Annotated in this window: 13 protein-coding genes and 1 pseudogene; 11 read left to right on the forward strand and 3 right to left on the reverse strand. The window is 28.2% G+C overall.

The features are described 5' to 3' along the window. Positions 1 to 340: 340 nt before the first annotated feature. The 5 genes and pseudogenes from CLPUN_RS22240 (at position 341) to gtfA (ending at position 5120) form a co-directional block, all read left to right on the forward strand. Entirely contained in the window at positions 341 to 616 is a 276-nt protein-coding gene (locus tag CLPUN_RS22240) for a hypothetical protein (protein WP_077849409.1), read from the forward strand. Positions 617 to 831: 215 nt separating this feature from the next. Beyond that, positions 832 to 1302 (forward strand): DUF5104 domain-containing protein, encoded by a 471-nt coding sequence (locus CLPUN_RS22245; RefSeq protein ID WP_242954230.1) that lies wholly within the window; start codon positions 832 to 834, stop codon positions 1300 to 1302. Between the two features lie 620 nt (positions 1303 to 1922). Further along, positions 1923 to 2658: pseudogene (locus CLPUN_RS22255) on the forward strand (DUF434 domain-containing protein). A gap of 355 nt (positions 2659 to 3013) precedes the next feature. Continuing rightward, positions 3014 to 3421 carry a PH domain-containing protein gene (locus CLPUN_RS22260; RefSeq protein ID WP_077849411.1) on the forward strand — a complete coding sequence of 136 codons (408 nt, stop codon included), beginning with the start codon at positions 3014 to 3016 and terminating at the stop codon, positions 3419 to 3421. A 280-nt stretch (positions 3422 to 3701) separates the two neighbouring features. Further along, positions 3702 to 5120 carry a sucrose phosphorylase gene (gtfA, locus tag CLPUN_RS22265; RefSeq protein ID WP_077849412.1) on the forward strand — a complete coding sequence of 473 codons (1419 nt, stop codon included), beginning with the start codon at positions 3702 to 3704 and terminating at the stop codon, positions 5118 to 5120. A 191-nt stretch (positions 5121 to 5311) separates the two neighbouring features. On the opposite strand, the gene CLPUN_RS22270 is transcribed toward gtfA, so the two are convergent. The 3 genes from CLPUN_RS22270 to CLPUN_RS22280 form a co-directional block, all read right to left on the reverse strand. Further along, positions 5312 to 7051 carry a methyl-accepting chemotaxis protein gene (locus CLPUN_RS22270; protein ID WP_242954231.1) on the reverse strand — a complete coding sequence of 580 codons (1740 nt, stop codon included), beginning with the start codon at positions 7049 to 7051 and terminating at the stop codon, positions 5312 to 5314. A gap of 588 nt (positions 7052 to 7639) precedes the next feature. Then, complete coding sequence (locus CLPUN_RS22275; RefSeq protein WP_077849413.1) at positions 7640 to 8506, reverse strand: AraC family transcriptional regulator; 867 nt, start codon at positions 8504 to 8506, stop codon at positions 7640 to 7642. 193 nt (positions 8507 to 8699) lie between these two features. Continuing rightward, a complete protein-coding gene (locus tag CLPUN_RS22280) occupies positions 8700 to 9569 on the reverse strand; it encodes an AraC family transcriptional regulator (RefSeq protein ID WP_077849414.1) in 870 nt (289 codons plus the stop codon). Positions 9570 to 9903: 334 nt separating this feature from the next. Here CLPUN_RS22280 and CLPUN_RS22285 point away from each other — a divergent pair, with 334 nt between their 5' ends. The 6 genes from CLPUN_RS22285 (at position 9904) to CLPUN_RS22310 (ending at position 17111) form a co-directional block, all read left to right on the forward strand. Beyond that, a complete protein-coding gene (locus CLPUN_RS22285; RefSeq protein ID WP_077849415.1) occupies positions 9904 to 12099 on the forward strand; it encodes an alpha-galactosidase in 2196 nt (731 codons plus the stop codon). 371 nt (positions 12100 to 12470) lie between these two features. Then, positions 12471 to 13754 (forward strand): ABC transporter substrate-binding protein, encoded by a 1284-nt coding sequence (locus CLPUN_RS22290; RefSeq protein ID WP_077849416.1) that lies wholly within the window; start codon positions 12471 to 12473, stop codon positions 13752 to 13754. A gap of 101 nt (positions 13755 to 13855) precedes the next feature. After that, complete coding sequence (locus CLPUN_RS22295) at positions 13856 to 14767, forward strand: carbohydrate ABC transporter permease (RefSeq protein WP_423237322.1); 912 nt, start codon at positions 13856 to 13858, stop codon at positions 14765 to 14767. Positions 14768 to 14785: 18 nt separating this feature from the next. Continuing rightward, positions 14786 to 15616 (forward strand): carbohydrate ABC transporter permease, encoded by an 831-nt coding sequence (locus CLPUN_RS22300; protein ID WP_077849418.1) that lies wholly within the window; start codon positions 14786 to 14788, stop codon positions 15614 to 15616. 106 nt (positions 15617 to 15722) lie between these two features. After that, entirely contained in the window at positions 15723 to 16331 is a 609-nt protein-coding gene (locus CLPUN_RS22305) for a YczE/YyaS/YitT family protein (protein WP_077849419.1), read from the forward strand. Positions 16332 to 16532: 201 nt separating this feature from the next. Beyond that, entirely contained in the window at positions 16533 to 17111 is a 579-nt protein-coding gene (locus CLPUN_RS22310; protein ID WP_077849420.1) for a TetR/AcrR family transcriptional regulator, read from the forward strand. Positions 17112 to 17501 lie beyond the last annotated feature (390 nt).

Genomic DNA, 17501 nt, shown 5'->3' on the forward strand with positions numbered 1-17501 from the left:
TGATATAAGTGTAATCAATATATTTGTAACTATTTGTAAGATGTAATAAAAGTAAAAATCAATTATATATCATAGTAATAATTAAGGTTAACATCGATACAAAAGGCGTTGACCTTTTTTCCATGTTTTAAAACATTGAAAAGAGAAGAGAATAATGATAAATGAACTGGTTGAGAAATTAAAAATACATCTAGAAGAGGACGAAAAAAGTGTAAAAACAATAGAAGTTGTGTTGGAGATGCTTGAGCATTTGTAACATTTATTGAAAGTATAGAGAATATCTATATTATGGCAGCCAGCGAAGGAAACTTAGCAAAACACATTGATAGAAATAAAAATCATGTTGATAGAAAATACAATGTTGATAGAAACAATGACCTTACGTTTAGAAGATGGGAAAGGAAACACAATTTATGATTGGAAGCCCCAAGACAACAATTGGTGGTGCACTGGATTCAATCCTGAGCATCAGAATGAAAAGGCATCCAATATTACTTCATACGGAAGTATATATTTTTCAGATCATTTAGATATGTGGGATGCTTTTTATGGCGAATATTATGGTAAGGCACCGTGGTCATTTGACTCTAAAACTCATATTGCTACATATAGATGAAAAAAATAAGTACAATAGGAGAAATGTTACATAAAGATTTTGTAGTGTAGTAGTATAAAAGTATGAACTTGAAACTAATATACTGCAAGAAAGGGTTTCTAGTAAAATAAAATTTAACAAATAAGGAAAAAATCATGAATATTAATAGATTAATACTATTTATAACTATAATCTCACTTTCGTTAAGCCTATTGTCGTGCAACTCTGATCGTTCTATGCTGAAAGAGAGAATTTCTGAGTTAAATACTAATGATGATAATAAAGTTGCAGATACGCATCTTCAGAAGATCATAGAAGCTTTGGAAAATAAAGATAAGGAGGGACTGAAAAAAATGTTTTCTCCGAATGCACTTAAGGAAGCGAATGATATTGATGGTGGTATTGATTATATAATGGAGTTTTATAAAGGCAAGATGAAATCGAGAGATAAGTGTACAATACCAAGTACAGATTTAGTAGAAGATGGAGAAAGGAAAAGTGAATTGGATTGTAAGTATATAGTTATAACTAATGAAGATACATACATAGTGTTTTTTATTGACCAGAAAGTTGATACTAAAAATCTTGATAACGTGGGGCTTTATATGCTGCAAATAATTAAAAAGTCAGATAGAGAAAAAGAATTTGACTGGGGGGGAGACAAGACAAAGTGTGCGGGTATTTATCGCCCAGATACTGTAAAATAGCGAGTTTAGGTATTTGTATAAAAATCTTATTTGAGTATAAGTTGATACCATTTGTAGACACAAAAGTAGGCGTTTCTAATGGTAAAATTTAAGGGATATTTCAACTTTCTGAAATGGAATATAAAACCGTGTATGAAGAAAGTATATGAATTTTGTAAAAATGCTCTAATAGGTTTTATACATCAATTTATTTATAATCATATTATTGGTTAGTTTATTACGTGGATTAATACATATGAATATGGGGAATTGCATTCAATATTTATTAATAGCATTGGGAGAATGTAAAGTGGTCTGTGTAAACTTCATTAGGATGATATAATAAATTATCAAATGAAGAGAGCGCAGACTATGTCTTTATCGAAAGATGAATTAGTAAAATTAATTTTGAATAACTCTCATATAAAAACAGCTGAAGATATACAAAACACATTGAAAGATCTATTTGGAGGATTACTTTAGCAGATGCTAAACATGATTATGAAAATAAAAACACTTCAAAATATCCCTAAAGAATTTACGATTGAAAGAAAATATGAATTTGTAAACAACAGAATATATCTATAACGAAAATGAAAACTTAATTTAAGTAATAATTATAAAGAACAGGAGGATAAATTATGAGTAAAGTTGTTAAAAGAGATTATTTGCCTAGCGATGAAAAAGAGTTTAATAGTGAAGCAATTGAAAAATTGCATAAGGCTGGACATGATTTATATTATCTTTTAAATCAAGGATATAACATAAAGGGTGCATCAGTATTTGTAGGCAATCATTATCTACTCTCTGAAAGGCAAAGGCAAGCTTTGGTAAGAGCTATTTCTTCAGACAAGAATGTTGAAATTAGAAAAAATAAAGAAATTAAAGATAATTTACAAGGTAGTATTGTAAATATTGATGGATTTAATACTATAATCACCTTGGAAGTTGCTTTATCTGATTCATTATTTAAAATGCATGGATGGCACCTTTAGAGATTTAGCGGGACTTAGAGGCACTTATCGCCTAATAGATAAAACTCAATTAGCAATTATGATGATTGGAGAAATATTAGAAAAAAATAAAGTAAGAAAAGCCATCTTCTATTTAGATGCTCCAGTATCTAATTCGGGAAGATTAAAGGAGCGAATATTAGAACTATTGTGTGAGTTTAGTTTTGATGTGCAAGTTGAAAATATTAATAATGTTGATGCAATTTTAGAAACCTTAAATAATGTTATAACTAGTGATGCAATTATTCTTGATAAATGCAAAAGTTGGATTAATCTAAATAAAGAAATTATAGAAAACAATATGAGTAATTATTCATATATTGATTTTTGTTTATTAAGTGATTGTGATAAAAGAATTAATTAAACTAAATTGCAAATGCTAATATATAGAAAAGATGAACTTGACCATTAAATTATCCTGTAGAGAAAAGTAGGATGAATATATTGGAAAAAAGTATTTAGAGCTTCTAAGTTATAATAGTTGAAATAAGTATAAGACGATATTTTCAAAATGAAAATAGTAAAGAGTTAATAATTACATAAAAGTCATTATTTGTAATTGAATTTTAGAACTTTAAACAAAATTTTAAGTAAAATTGAAGAAAATATATGATAAATAGTTAATAATGTCTAATTAAGAAAAAATTTAATGTACTTATTCATTATAATATAGTAAAATAATACTCAAATATCCATATTACAACAAGGGGGAAATATTAATGGGATTATACGATAAACTTACGGGAAAGGCAACTATTGGTGCAGATCTTAAATATGTACAAGATTATATTTTTGATGGAGAAGAGGTAATAACTTCTTATCAATTTTTTAGAGATTCAATAGTTTTAACTACTTTAGGAATTTATCAAGTAGATGTTCAAGGGATGACAGGAAAAAAGGTAGAAGTTAAATTTTTTCCTAAAAAGAATATTAAAAGTGTTTCTTTTGAAACAGCAGGCAATTTTGATCTAGATGTAGATATAAAAATTGGTGTTGATGGAAATACTGTTATGGGTTCAAGTGGTGCTTATTATAGTGCTCCAATTTCCTTTAAGGTTCCTAAGAAGCAAGCTGATCAAGCAAAAGAAGTTGTTAATTTAGTTAAAAAATATTATTTATGTGTATAATATAACATAGAGAAAAAATGAATTGTGTATTTGATACATGATTCATTTTTTTATGCAAAAAATTATATGAGAATTAATACCGTGGCAAGAATTAAAGAATTATTTTCAATGGAATATAAAATATTTAAAATAGTTTTAAAAACTAACATTTAGCCATGTTTTTACTACATAATAATATGTGTTTATTAAGGCGAGAAGTATATAATCTAAGTGAATATAGAGTGTAACAATATTAGTAAAAATAAATTTAAATTAAAAAAAGATGAAAAGGAGATTATTTATGAATAAGATAAAAAATAAAATTATGCTTATAACTTATGCAGATAGCCTAGGAAAAAATTTAAACGATTTAAAGGAAGTTTTAGATGAACATTATGCTGGTGCTATAGGTGGAGTTCATATTCTTCCTTTCTTTCCATCGTCAGGAGATAGAGGATTTGCACCTATGAGATATGATGTAGTAGATGAAGCATTTGGAAATATGGAAGATGTAAAAGAAATAAGCAAGGATAATTATTTAATGTATGATTTTATGGTAAACCATATTTCAAGGCAATCTGAATTTTTTAAAGATTTTCAAGAGAAGAAAGATGCATCACAGTATAACGATTTTTTTATAAGATATAAGAATTTTTGGAAAAATGGAGAACCAACTGATGAGCAAGTAGATGTTATTTATAAGAGAAAGCCAAGAGCACCATATTATGAAGTTGAATTTAAAGATGGAAGCACAGAAAAAGTATGGTGTACCTTTGCAGAAGAACAAATTGATTTAAATATGGATTCTAAAGTGGCAAGACAATTTATAAAGGATACTCTAATATCAATGTGTAAAAATGGAGCAGCAATAATTCGTCTAGATGCATTTGCTTATGCAATAAAGAAACCAGGAACAAGCTGTTTCTTTATTGAACCAGAAATGTGGGATTTGCTTTATGAAATTCAAGATGCAGTTAATGAATATGGAGTAGATATATTACCAGAAATTCATGAGCATTATACAATACAACATAAAATTGCTGAAAAAGGATTTTGGATTTATGATTTTGCCTTGCCAGTTTTAGTTTTACATGCATTATATTCAGGTAAAGGTGAAAATTTAAAGAGATGGCTTGATATGAGCCCAATGAAGCAATTTACTACACTAGATACGCATGATGGTATCGGTATTGTTGACGTAAAAGATTTAATGACTGATGAAGAAATTGATGAAACAAAAGAAGCTATGTTTACAAAAGGTGCAAATGTTAAAAAGATATACAATACAGCAGCTTATAACAATTTAGATATATACCAGGTAAATTGTACCTATTATTCAGCACTTGGAAATAATGATAAATCTTATTTATTAGCACGTGCAATTCAATTCTTTGCGCCTGGTATACCTCAAGTTTATTATGTAGGAATGCTTGCAGGTGAAAATGATATTGCGTTAATGGAATCAAGTAAAAATGGTAGAGATATTAACCGTCATTACTATTCAAAAGAAGAAATAAGAAAAAACTTTAAAAATAGAAAAATAGTAAATGATATTAGAGATTTAATGAAATTACGTAATACTAATAAGGCTTTTGGATTAGATGGAAAATGCATTACTGAAGTCAATGGTAATGCATTCACTATAACTAGAATATGTGGTGAGCATAAAGCTGTATTGAAGGCTGATTTAAAAACTCACGATTTTACTATTGAAGTATAGTTAAATAAAATTATTAGACATATGTAAAAAATAATAAATCAATGATGCAAAGAATGCATGTTGACTTATTATTTTTTGAATAGGACTTATATAAAGCAAATAAAAAGCAACAGACCAATATTTTTGATCTGTTGCTTTGTTTATATACTAACTAAAATTTAGGGGGGATAAAAGCGAATCATAAGCTTTTATCAGCTCTTTAATGTATACTTTGACATTTCCATTTCTATAAGTTGGGTTTGAGAAACTAACTCTTCAGTAGATGCTGCTAGTTCTTGTGCTGTTGCTGAATTTGTTTGAACTACTTGAGAAATTTGATCAACTCCAGCAGTCATTTGACTTATAGCTTCAGTTTGATTTTCAGAGGCTAGAGTAATTTCTTTTACTAGCTGTGCGGTATCATCTACATTTCTAACTATAGTATTTAATGAAGCTGCAGTTTCCTTAGCTAGCTTTTCCCCATTAATTACTACTGATAAAGAATTTTCTATAATTTTTGTAGTATTTTTTACTGCTTCAGCAGATTGTTCTGCAAGGTGTTTAACTTCATCTGCAACCACTGCAAAGCCTTTTCCAGCTTCACCAGCTCTAGCAGCTTCTATAGCAGCATTTAATGCTAAAAGATTTGTTTGTGAAGCAATGTCTTCTATTGTGCTTATAATTGCAGCAATTTGCTTTGATGATATGGTTATTTCTTGCATAGAACTCATTAATCCTTGCATTTTATTGTTCCCATCTTCTACAATTTGCTTAGTATTATTAGAGAATTGATTAGCTTTTTCAGCATTTTCAGTATTTTTCTTAACTTGCTCTAGTATTTCAGTAAAACTAGCAAAAAGTTCTTCAACAGCTCCAGCTTGGTCTGCAGAGCCTTCAGAGAGCATTTGAGTAGTTAAAGATAATTGTTCTGAACCATTAGAAATTAAAGAAATTGATTTATGCATATTAAAAAATATAGTATTTAAGGAATCAATAATATTTTTAATTGATTTTTGTATAGGGGTAAAATCTCCTATGTACTCTATTGAGTTAGTTAAATTTATATCTAAGTTTCCGCTTCCTAATTTCTTTAAAACATTAGTTATATCATTAATATAGGAAACTAGCATTTCTATAGAAGTAGTTAAATCCTTAGACATCTCACCCATTTCATCTTTCGAATCATAAGTTGAAGCTATCTTAAGATGACCAGAGGATAAGTTTTTTGCTATATCTTTAATATGATTAATTCCTTCAAACAAGGAATCTTCTAATACCTTACTTAATAAAATGGAGATTCCTAATAAAATTATCATAATAAAAACAATGAATAGAAGAGATATATTTTTATATATATTTGAATTATCTACAAAGAATTCAGCACTTTTTTGAGATGTTTCAAAAATCTTAACTATAAAATTTTGAGTGGTTGCAATTTTAAGAGAATAAGTATCTTGACTTATTTCAATTACTGAAGGACTAACATTTAATTTAAGCAAATCACATAATTTAGTTCTCTCATCTTCTGTGTTTTTCACACTTGATAAAAATTCATTTAGTAATGAAGAATCTTCTTTAAATATTTCTTTTAGAATTTCTAAATTATCTGTAAGCTTTAAAGATTCTTTATTAGCTTGTTCTAAATATACATTTCTTTTGTCTAAATTAATTTCAGAAATAGATTTATACATGTTCATATTCATTGTTTGCAGATTAACTCTAATATCAGATATAGTCTGAGAAACTTTGTAAGGGCCAATATATAAAGAATTTGTCCTTGAAGAGATAAAGAAAATAACAGATATTACAATTATCATGAGAAAAAGAGTAAGACCTAAAATAGAGGAAAAAGTTCCTTTTAATTTGTTATGAATGGAATAATTTTTCATGAGTTCTCTTAATTTATCTTTAATAGAATAATGTTTAGTAATTTGTTTTAGTTTATTGTACATATAAAATCTCTCTCCTTAGTATAAGAATTTTATTATTTAATAAAATTCTTTTATATTTAAATTAAATATTATTGTTAATTAACAGTTTTAAATAGATAATAAATCCTAATATTACTATTTTGAGCAAGTCTATAAAAACGTTTTCTCTAATAATTATAAAATATACGTAATAATTAAAAAATGTATTTATCAACTAATAACATGGTTAAATGTAATATATTTCATATACATGTTTTATAAAAATAACAAAATAACAATAATATTCCTTATTGGGTGACAATAATATAAGAAGTTTATACTAAGTGTTTAGATTGAGATTTAATTTTTCTGAAAGAGCTTCTATTTTGAATTAAACATTGCTTAAAAAATAACAAGTCTATCTGCCAACCTATTTTCCATGATAAATGAAGCTCGACTCGCTACGCTCACTGAGTAAGAGATTCACATCAAATCATAGATTTTGGTTCTGTGCTCATCGGTAGTTCGCCCTAATGGTCACTATGAGGACAATCTATCTACTTGCATGATGAAAAATATCCATGGCATTTTGGACTTGTTGTTTTTTTTATGTGACTTAATTACTTATAATTAATCTGTAAATGAATCTCTAATAAATTTTTCTCTATAATTTTTAGGACTTAAGGTTTTGATTTTTTTGAATATTTTAGAAAAGGTTAAGGGATCAGAGTATCCTATAGATTTAGCTATAACCTTAATTGACAAGTCTGTATTCTGCAAAAGGCTACATGATTTATCAATTTTATAATTCACTAAAAAATCCTGAGGTGAAATATTAAGATTTTTTTTAAAGATATGAGTAAGATAACTTCTGTTTATTCCTATATAATTGGCAATATCATTAATTTTTATATTATTAGAGTAATTATTTTCTATGAATTCTATAGATTTTTCCAAATATAATTCAGCACTTTTGTAAGCCTTTTGATTAGAAACATTTTTTCTAGATTCAACTAATTTTGACATGAAGAAGTATAAAAGTCCCTCAAGTTTTAATTCGTTAGAATAGTCCATTTCCTTTAATTTAAGCATTTCAGAAATATATTCTTTTAATGTATCGTCTTTTGAATATTCAAATATAAGATTTTCTTCATTAAGATTTGCATAATTTAAATAAGTTTCGGCTTTAACACCATTAAATCCAATCCACATATAACTCCAAGGATTATCTTTATCAGCTTCATAATACGTTAATATATTAGGGTAAATTAAAAATCCTTGATTTTTCTTAAGTCTATATGTGGTATTGTTAACCGTGTAAGAACCTTCTCCATCAATTATGTAATGAATTAAATATTGAGGACGCACTGCCGGACCAAAGGAATAACTAGGGGCACAATTCTCTGTTCCGCAATAACATAAAAACAAATCAACAGATTGTTTTTTTTGAGGTTCTAGGTATTTACATTTAGAATCTTCAAAATATTTAATTTCCATAGTAAAACACTCCTTTGAATTTTATATAAAGGTTTATGATATAAGGACAGCATGATATATACTGTATAATTTATTTCTAGTAGACATCCATATCAATAACTCCTTATAAATAGTATTAATATTTTAAATTAATATACAAATGATGAAAGAATTCAACTAACAGTATATAGTGAAATAGAGTTTTGAATAATAATCAATCAAGAGTATGATTAAGAAATTTTAATCTATAGCCTTTAGGGTTATCTCCAGTAACTTTTTTAAATATTTTAGAAAAGGTTAAAGGGTCTGAATAACCTACAGATGTGGCTATAGCTTTAATTGATAAATCTGTAGTCTTTAACAAAGTGCAAGACTTATCTATTCTACAATTAACTAAAAATTCTTGTGGTGATATGTTAATATTTTTCTTGAAAATATTAGTAAGGTAACTTCTATTTATACCTATATAGTTTGCAATATCATTAATTTTTATATTATTTGAATAATTGTTTTCTATAAATTCTATTGATTTTTCTAAGTACAATTCAGTACTTTTATAGTTTTTTTGACTAAATGTATTCTTTCTAACTTCAGCTAATTTTGACATAAAGAAATATAGAAGGCCTTCAATTCTTAATTCATTAGAATAGTCAACTTCATTCAATTTAAGCATTTTTATCATTTCAGAAATATAATTCTTTAAACAATCATCGTTTGAATATTTAAATATAAGATTTTCTTCATTAAGATTAGCATAATTCAAATAGGTTTGCGCTTTAACTCCATTAAAACCAACCCACATATAGGTCCAAGGATTATCTTTATCAGCTTCATAATAGGTTAAGACATTAGGACAAATTAAAAATCCTTGATTTTTTTTAAGTTTGTATGTTTTATTGTTTACAGTATATGAACCTTCTCCATCAATTATATAATGAATTAAATATTGAGATCTTACTGCTGGACCAAATGAAGAAGTAGAAGTACAAATTTCTGTTCCACAATAACACAGAAATAAATCTACTGATTGCCTTTTTTCAATTTCAATTTGGGTAAAATAACTGCCTCTAATAGTAATAGACATAACTTAACACTCCTTTTAATTGTATATACATGTATAGCTTATAAAAGCAGGTTTAAATTTTTTAATAAGTATAAGTAACATTGTTTACTATATTCGATAATTTTATTAAATTTTCAACATAACATTTTTACATGAGTAACAGACATAATGCCATATAATTTGTTATTATATCAGATTATAATGAATACATATACATGGTCAATATAAAATTATAATTTTTATATAAAAAGTATTTGTTCAAGTAGTTTATGTAGTTAATATTATATGCCTAGGTATTATCAGAATAAATTATCTTAAATTTTTTATAGTATATCTAATAAATGGAGGGATTAATATGGCAATTATCTATGATAATGTTACAAAAACATTTCACCTTAAGACTAAAAGAACAAGTTATATACTGAAAGTGTTAAAAGGCAATCATTTATCCAATTTATATTGGGGAAAAAAAATAAGAAGCAATAATTTAGATTATCTTGTAAGAAAGCATTTATTGTCAAGTTTTCTTACAGATACAGATAATAAAGGAACTATTCAGTTAGAATCAATTACGCAAGAGTATCCAGGGTATGGAAGCACTGATTTACGATCACCAGCAATTGAACTTCAATTTCAAGATGGTAGCACAGCTACTGATTTTAGATATGATGGGTATCAGATTTATAAAGGAAAGCTTCCTCTTAATGGCTTACCATCTACATATGTTGAAAATGATCAAGAAGCAGAGACTCTAGAAATATATTTAAGAGATGAGCTAAAAAATGTTAAATTAATATTGATCTATAATGTTTTTCAAGAGTTTGATACGATAACAAAATCCGTTAAAATAATAAATGAAAGCGAAGATGATGTAAATATATTAAGAGCTTTAAGTTCTAATGTTGATTTTGAAGAAGAAGATTTTGATTTTATACATTTATCTGGTTCATGGGCAAGAGAGAGACATATTGTTAGAACAAGCCTTAGACCTGGTATGCAGTCAATAGAAAGTAGAAGAGGGGCGAGTAGTCATGCTCAAAATCCTTTTATGGTATTAGCAAGAAAAGGATCAAATGAACAAAATGGAGATGTGTATGGATTTAGTTTAGTTTATAGCGGAAACTTTTTAGCTGGTGTTGAAGTTGATATGTATAGTAAATCTAGAGCTCAAATTGGGATAAATCCATTTGATTTTAAATGGTTACTAGAAAAAGGAGAGGAATTTCAAACACCAGAGGCAGTACTTGTATATTCTCAATATGGGTTGACGGGTATGTCACAAATTTATAACAATTTATATGGAAAGCGTTTATGTAGGGGAGAATATAGGGATAAGGCAAGACCAATACTTATAAATAACTGGGAGGCTACTTACTTTGATTTCAACGAAACTAATATAAAGGAAATAGCAAAGGAAGCAAGTAAGTTAGGTATAGAACTATTTGTTCTTGATGATGGATGGTTTGGAAAGAGAGATGATGACACTACATCACTTGGAGATTGGTTTGTCAATGAAGAAAAAATAAAGGGTGGACTTGGCAAGTTATCTAAAGAAATAAATGATATGGGATTAAAATTTGGGCTTTGGTTTGAACCAGAAATGATATCTCCGAATAGTGAATTATATAGAAAACACCCAGATTGGTGTATACACATACCAGGAAGAAATAGATCAACGGCAAGAGAACAGCTTATATTAGATTTATCAAGGAAAGAAGTATGTGATTATGTAATAGAATCGGTTAGTAATGTTTTAGAAAATGCTTCGGTTTCATATGTAAAATGGGATATGAATAGAAATATGAGTGAAATAGGTTCACTTGGATTGCCACCTAAACGACAAAGAGAAACAGCACATAGATACATGTTAGGTTTATATAGAATTTTAGAGGAAATAACAACAAGATTTAAAGATGTATTATTTGAAAGCTGTTCTGGTGGTGGAGGAAGATTTGATCCTGGAATGCTTTATTATATGCCACAAACATGGACTAGCGACGACACAGATGCCATAGAAAGATTGAAGATTCAATTTGGAACCTCTTTAGTTTATCCAAGTGTGTCAATGGGATGTCATGTATCAGCAGTGCCAAATCATCAAGTTGCTAGAATTACGCCTATAAATACAAGAGGGGTAGTTGCTATGGCAGGAAATTTTGGCTATGAGTTTGACATTACAAAATTAACTGAAGAAGAAAAAAATGCAATAAAGAATCAAGTTAAGTTATACAAAGAAATAAGAGAGACAATTCAATTTGGAGATACTTTTAGATTATTAAGTCCATTTGAAAGCAATGAAGTTGCTTGGATGAATATTTCTAAGGATAAATGTGAGATTGTTGTAAGTTATGTTAAACAATATGCAGAACCTAATAAATGGAATAAGCCATTGAAATTAACGGGACTAGAAGATGATGCTGAATATGAAATAGTTGATGAAAATATGATTTTAGGTGGAGATGAATTAATGAATATTGGATTGATCATACCTGAACTTAAAGGTGATTATGCATCTAAACAATGGGTGCTAAGAAAATATACACATATATAAAAAGCGCGAAGCGCAACCAAGAACATTTTGCATATATAAAAAGCGCGAAGTGCAATCAAGAACATTTCACATATATAAAAAGTTCGAAGAGCAACCATGAAGCGATAGAATAAAATATCAGATTTTAACAAAAACTCTTTAATATAATGATATTAAGAAATATTATATTAAAGAGTTTTATTGTTATAAAGATCTTACAATAAAAATTCAAAGAAAAGGTTTTCTTTTTACACACATTTAACCATACAACGATTACATTAGACCATTTAAAAAGGTGATTCAATATAATATTATGTATACATAGCAATTATTAAATAAATTTTCAGAATGTATATTAAAATATTGTAAATTAAAAATAGGGGGTCAATCTTATGAAGAGAAGTATTAAAAAATTAATAAGTGTTATCGCAACAACTGTGGCTGTCGGAACTATGCTAACTGGATGTGGTGGAAGCAATTCTAGCACTGGAAGTTCAAAAGGAGATGTTACTTTAACATATGCTATTTGGGATAAGAATCAAGAACCAGGTATGAGAAAAATAGCAGATGCGTTTGAAGTAAAAAATCCAGGTATAAAAGTAAATGTTGAAGTTACAGCATGGGATCAATATTGGACTAAGCTAGATGCCGGAGCTAGTGGTGGAAGTTTACCAGATGTATTTTGGATGCACTCAAATCAAGCTTATAAATATGCTTCAAATTCAGCTTTATTAGATTTAACAGATAAAATTAAAGGTAGTAGTCTAGTTAGTTTAGACAAATTTCCAAAAGATCTAGTTAAAATTTATGAAGATAAAGGTAAAAGTTATGGTGTGCCTAAGGATTTTGATACAATAGGACTTTGGTACAATAAAACATTATTTGACGAAGCAGGAATAGCTTATCCAAATGAAACGTGGACTTGGGATGATTTACTAAAAGCAGCAAAAAAACTAACTAATGCTGAAAAAGGTATTTATGGTTTTGGTGCTCCATTAGATTTACAACAAGGATTTGATAATTTTATATTCCAAAATGGTGGGCAAGTCTTATCAGATGATAAAACTAAATCAGGTTTTGATACACAAGCAGTAAAAGATACAATGCAATGGTATGTTGATTTAAGCTTAAAGGAGAAAGTATCTCCAACTCATACACAATTTTCTGAAAATAGTTTTACATCATTCTTTGAATCTGGAAAAACAGCTATGGGTTTATTTGGATCATGGATGTTTTCAGAATTTGCAACTAATGAATATGTAGCAAAAAATTGTGATGTAGCTGTTTTGCCACAAGGCAAACAAAGAGCTACTATATATAATGGTCTTGCTAATTCTATTGCTGGAAATACTTCTCATAAAGAAGAAGCATGGAAATTCGTTGAATTTTTAGGTTCAGAAGAAGCAAATAAGATCCAAGCAGAATCTGGTGCTGCTATTCCTGCATATGAAGGTACTGCAGATGCTTGGGTTAAAGTTTCAAATAAATTTAATTCAAAAGTGTTTGTTGATATGTTAGCTTATGCTAAAATAAATCCAAATTCTAAAGAAAGTAATGCATGGAATGCTGCTGAAAAAGAAGCCTTAATTCCAGCATTTACAGGAAAAGTTTCAGTAAATGATGCCTGTGATGACGTTGCGAAAAGAGTTAATGAAATTCTTGCAACTGAAAAATAAATTCAAAATTTGTGGTAGTACTTATTATAAGTGCTACCACAAACTAGATAAAGGATGTGAATAATTTGATGTCAAAGAGTGGAAGTATAGCAGAAATACAAATGGATAAAAAAATAAACATCAAAAAAAAGATTAGTAAAAGTACATTAAATGAATGGAAGTGGGGATATATAATGATATTTCCAACGTTCATAGGTTTGATGGTATTAAATATAATTCCTGCAATACAGACATTTATTTTAAGCTTTGAAAAGGCAGGAGCTTTTGGGAAAAGTACTTGGGTTGGTTTAAATAATTATAAAAGGTTGTTTCAAGATGCAGCAGTATTACAATCAGTACTCAATACTCTTAAATATGCAGTTATAGTAGTTCCTGCTACAGTAATTTTATCATTAATAGTAGCAGTATTATTAAATAAAAAAATAAAAGGGATATCAGCATATAGAACAATTTATTTTTTACCAATGGTTGCAGCACCAGCTGCTATAGCAATGGTATGGAGATGGTTATTTAACTCTGAATATGGACTAATAAATTACTTACTATCAATAATAGGCATAAGTGGTCCTAAATGGCTTACGGATCCCAATATGGGATTAATATCTATAGCTATCGTTGGTATTTGGAGTTCTATTGGTTATAATATGATACTATTATTAGCCGGGTTACAAGAAATACCTAAAGATTATTATGAAGCAGCTAGTATTGATGGTGCAAGTCCACTTAGACAATTTTTTACCATAACAATTCCGTTAGTTTCACCAACAATGTTTTTTGTAGTTGTAACAAGTGTTATAAGTGCATTTCAAGTATTCGATGTTATATTTATGATGATAGACCCAACAAACCCTGCATTAGGAAAAACTCAATCTCTAGTATATTTATTCTATAAATATTCATTTACATTAAATGACAAAGGCTATGGTTCAGCTATTGTTATGCTATTATTAGCAATAATAATGATTATTACAGTAATACAAGTTAAGTGTCAAAAGAAATGGGTAAATTATTAGAGGGGAGGAAGTATAAAGATGAAAAATTCAAGTATAAATAAAAGCAATAAATTAACACATACAATTTTAATAGTTGGAGCTATGATAATGATAGTACCATTTTTATGGATGGTACTAACATCTATTAAAACAGTAGCAGAATCAACACAAATTCCACCTAAAATTTTTCCAAATGAAATCATGTGGAACAATTATCCAGCGGTAATGAAAATACTTCCATTTACATCATTTTATATAAATACAATTTTAATGATAATTGGAAGAGTGTTAGGGTCAGTTCTGTTTAGTGCAATGGCTGCTTATGCCTGTGCAAGACTGAAATTTCCAGGTAAGAATATATTCTTTGGATTAGTATTATTTCAAATGATGATACCAGGACAACTATTTATAATTCCACAATTTTTAATTGTGCAAAAATTAGGATTATTAAATACAGTATCTGCGTTAATAATACCTGGTGTAGTTAGTGCATTTGGAACATTTTTATTAAGGCAATTCTTTATGGGATTACCTAAAGATTTAGAGGAAGCAGCAAAATTAGATGGATGTACTATATGGCAAACATTTTATAAAATTATGTTACCCTTAGCACGTTCAGGATTGGTTGCATTAGGAATATTCACAGCATTATTTTCATTTAAAGATCTTATGTGGCCATTAATCGTTAATATGTCTATTGATAAGATGACACTTTCATCTGGACTTGCATCACTTCAAGGACAGTTTGCAACTAACTATCCTCAACTTATGGCAGGATCATTACTTGCAATTTGGCCAATGTTATTACTCTTTATAATATTTCAAAAGAAATTTATTGAAGGTATTGCCACATCTGGTGGAAAGTTATAATTATAGTATTAAGGCATATTCAATCTTGTCTGATGCAAAATATATCATACATTATGAAATATCATTTTCTTTCATATGCGCAAAATAATTTTGGATGGTAAATTATATGAATTTTAATATAAAAAGATATATAATGTTTCTAATTGGAATATTAGTAATGACATTAGGTGTATCATTAACAGTTAAATCAGAAGTTGGAGCAGGGGCATATGATTCAATAAATTTTGGATTAGCTAAATTATTAAATATAAATGTCTCAATAGCTATATGGATAACATCATTTATTGTTGTTGTTATTGCATCAATACTTCGAAGAAAATTCTTGAAATTAACTACATTTGTAATAGCTATAATAGTAGGAATTTCTACTGATATGTGGATAATAATTATTAAAAACATAAGCTTTAACACAATTTTTGAGAAAATAATTGCTTTTTTTATTGGAATATGTCTGATTGCAATAGGCATAGCACTATATATTATTCCAAAGCTACCTACAAATCCAACCGATGATTTGATGGTGGCACTTACAGAAGAAAAAGGTATAAGCATAATGAAAGCAAAATTAACAATAGATACAATATGTATTATAATTGCATTTGCTTTGAAAGGACCTATAGGTATTGGAACTATAATTGCAACAGTTTTATTAGGGCCGTTAATAGATGTAATAAATAAACTAATAAGAAAAATATTTTCCCCCAATTTATCTTAATATGTTAAATAAAATAATAGATTATTTATAAAGGGATTCAAGGTAATTTTGTGATTAAGAGCAAATTTATTATTAAAATATTACTGGAAATTATATTTTTCAGTAATATTTTTTTCTTTTAGTAATGGTGGGAATATGAAAATAATTCTTGACCGATCGTTCTCAAAATGTTATTATCAATATTATCAGGGAGGGAAGTTAATGGGAAGAAGTAGAGAATTCGATGAAAATGTAGTTCTTCAGAAAGCAATGGAATTATTTTGGGAACAAGGCTATGAAAAAACATCTTTGAATGATCTAGTAGAGCATATGGGAATACATCGTAGAAGTTTATATGATACCTTCGGTGATAAGCATACATTATTTTTAAAAACAATAGATTGTTACGAAGAATTAATAGAACAAAAAATACAAGCTGTAATTTTACATGCAGAAACGGCAAAACAAGCTATACAATTTATCTTTGATTTTATGATAGAAGGATATGAAGATAGACAATGGGGGTGCTTAATTGTAAATTCAGCAACTGAGATGGCTCTTAGAGATAAAGAGGTAGAAGAAAAAACTGAAGAGGCATTTATGCAAACAGAGCATTTTCTTGCGGAGCTTGTTCGTAAAGGACAGCAAACAGGTGAATTTTCTTGTGATTATGATGCTGAAGTTTTAGCAGAAATCTTCCAAAATACTTTGCTTGGAATTCGTGTGCTTTTAAGAACCTCAGCGAGCAAAGAAAAAATGCATCGTATAGCTAATTTTTTCGTAAATCTGTTAGATAAATAGTTTTTTTATACTAATTACCTAAGTTTCGTACAAATGAAACTATAGTATTTTCCATATTATAGTTTCCCAAAATTAAATAAAGGATAATCCCAAGCCTTGAAGTATAATTTTCTTTACACACAAAAAATTAAGAAAGGCAGGTATTATCCCATGAATAATTTTACCTTTACTAATGATAACTGTAAAGAAGAAACTACTTCCACTTGACTAATTTCCGTATTACAATTTGGCTTAAAAGCCAATGTATTTAAGCCGATTGAGAGCTTTAAGCTCAAAATGAAAAAAGTAAGATATTCCGTATATCAAAAACTTATTGTTACTATTATGTCCATAGCAATTGGTTGTGAAACAACTAAAGATATCAATGAAAAGCTTGGCGGAGAAAAATTA

Origin of the sequence: Clostridium puniceum, from assembly GCF_002006345.1 — a bacterium.
Taxonomy (GTDB): domain Bacteria; phylum Bacillota; class Clostridia; order Clostridiales; family Clostridiaceae; genus Clostridium; species Clostridium puniceum.

What these genes read in the sequence shown, in the direction of transcription:
- CLPUN_RS22270 (WP_242954231.1), bottom strand. Translation starts at nt 7,051, where the DNA reads ATGTACAATAAACTAAAACAAATTACTAAACATTATTCTATTAAAGAT.
- CLPUN_RS22285 (WP_077849415.1), top strand. Translation starts at nt 9,904, where the DNA reads ATGGCAATTATCTATGATAATGTTACAAAAACATTTCACCTTAAGACT.
- CLPUN_RS22275 (WP_077849413.1), bottom strand. Translation starts at nt 8,506, where the DNA reads ATGGAAATTAAATATTTTGAAGATTCTAAATGTAAATACCTAGAACCT.
- CLPUN_RS22295 (WP_423237322.1), top strand. Translation starts at nt 13,856, where the DNA reads ATGGATAAAAAAATAAACATCAAAAAAAAGATTAGTAAAAGTACATTA.
- CLPUN_RS22245 (WP_242954230.1), top strand. Translation starts at nt 832, where the DNA reads ATGCTGAAAGAGAGAATTTCTGAGTTAAATACTAATGATGATAATAAA.
- CLPUN_RS22300 (WP_077849418.1), top strand. Translation starts at nt 14,786, where the DNA reads ATGAAAAATTCAAGTATAAATAAAAGCAATAAATTAACACATACAATT.
- CLPUN_RS22305 (WP_077849419.1), top strand. Translation starts at nt 15,723, where the DNA reads ATGAATTTTAATATAAAAAGATATATAATGTTTCTAATTGGAATATTA.
- gtfA (WP_077849412.1), top strand. Translation starts at nt 3,702, where the DNA reads ATGAATAAGATAAAAAATAAAATTATGCTTATAACTTATGCAGATAGC.
- CLPUN_RS22240 (WP_077849409.1), top strand. Translation starts at nt 341, where the DNA reads ATGTTGATAGAAAATACAATGTTGATAGAAACAATGACCTTACGTTTA.
- CLPUN_RS22310 (WP_077849420.1), top strand. Translation starts at nt 16,533, where the DNA reads ATGGGAAGAAGTAGAGAATTCGATGAAAATGTAGTTCTTCAGAAAGCA.
- CLPUN_RS22290 (WP_077849416.1), top strand. Translation starts at nt 12,471, where the DNA reads ATGAAGAGAAGTATTAAAAAATTAATAAGTGTTATCGCAACAACTGTG.
- CLPUN_RS22280 (WP_077849414.1), bottom strand. Translation starts at nt 9,569, where the DNA reads ATGTCTATTACTATTAGAGGCAGTTATTTTACCCAAATTGAAATTGAA.
- CLPUN_RS22260 (WP_077849411.1), top strand. Translation starts at nt 3,014, where the DNA reads ATGGGATTATACGATAAACTTACGGGAAAGGCAACTATTGGTGCAGAT.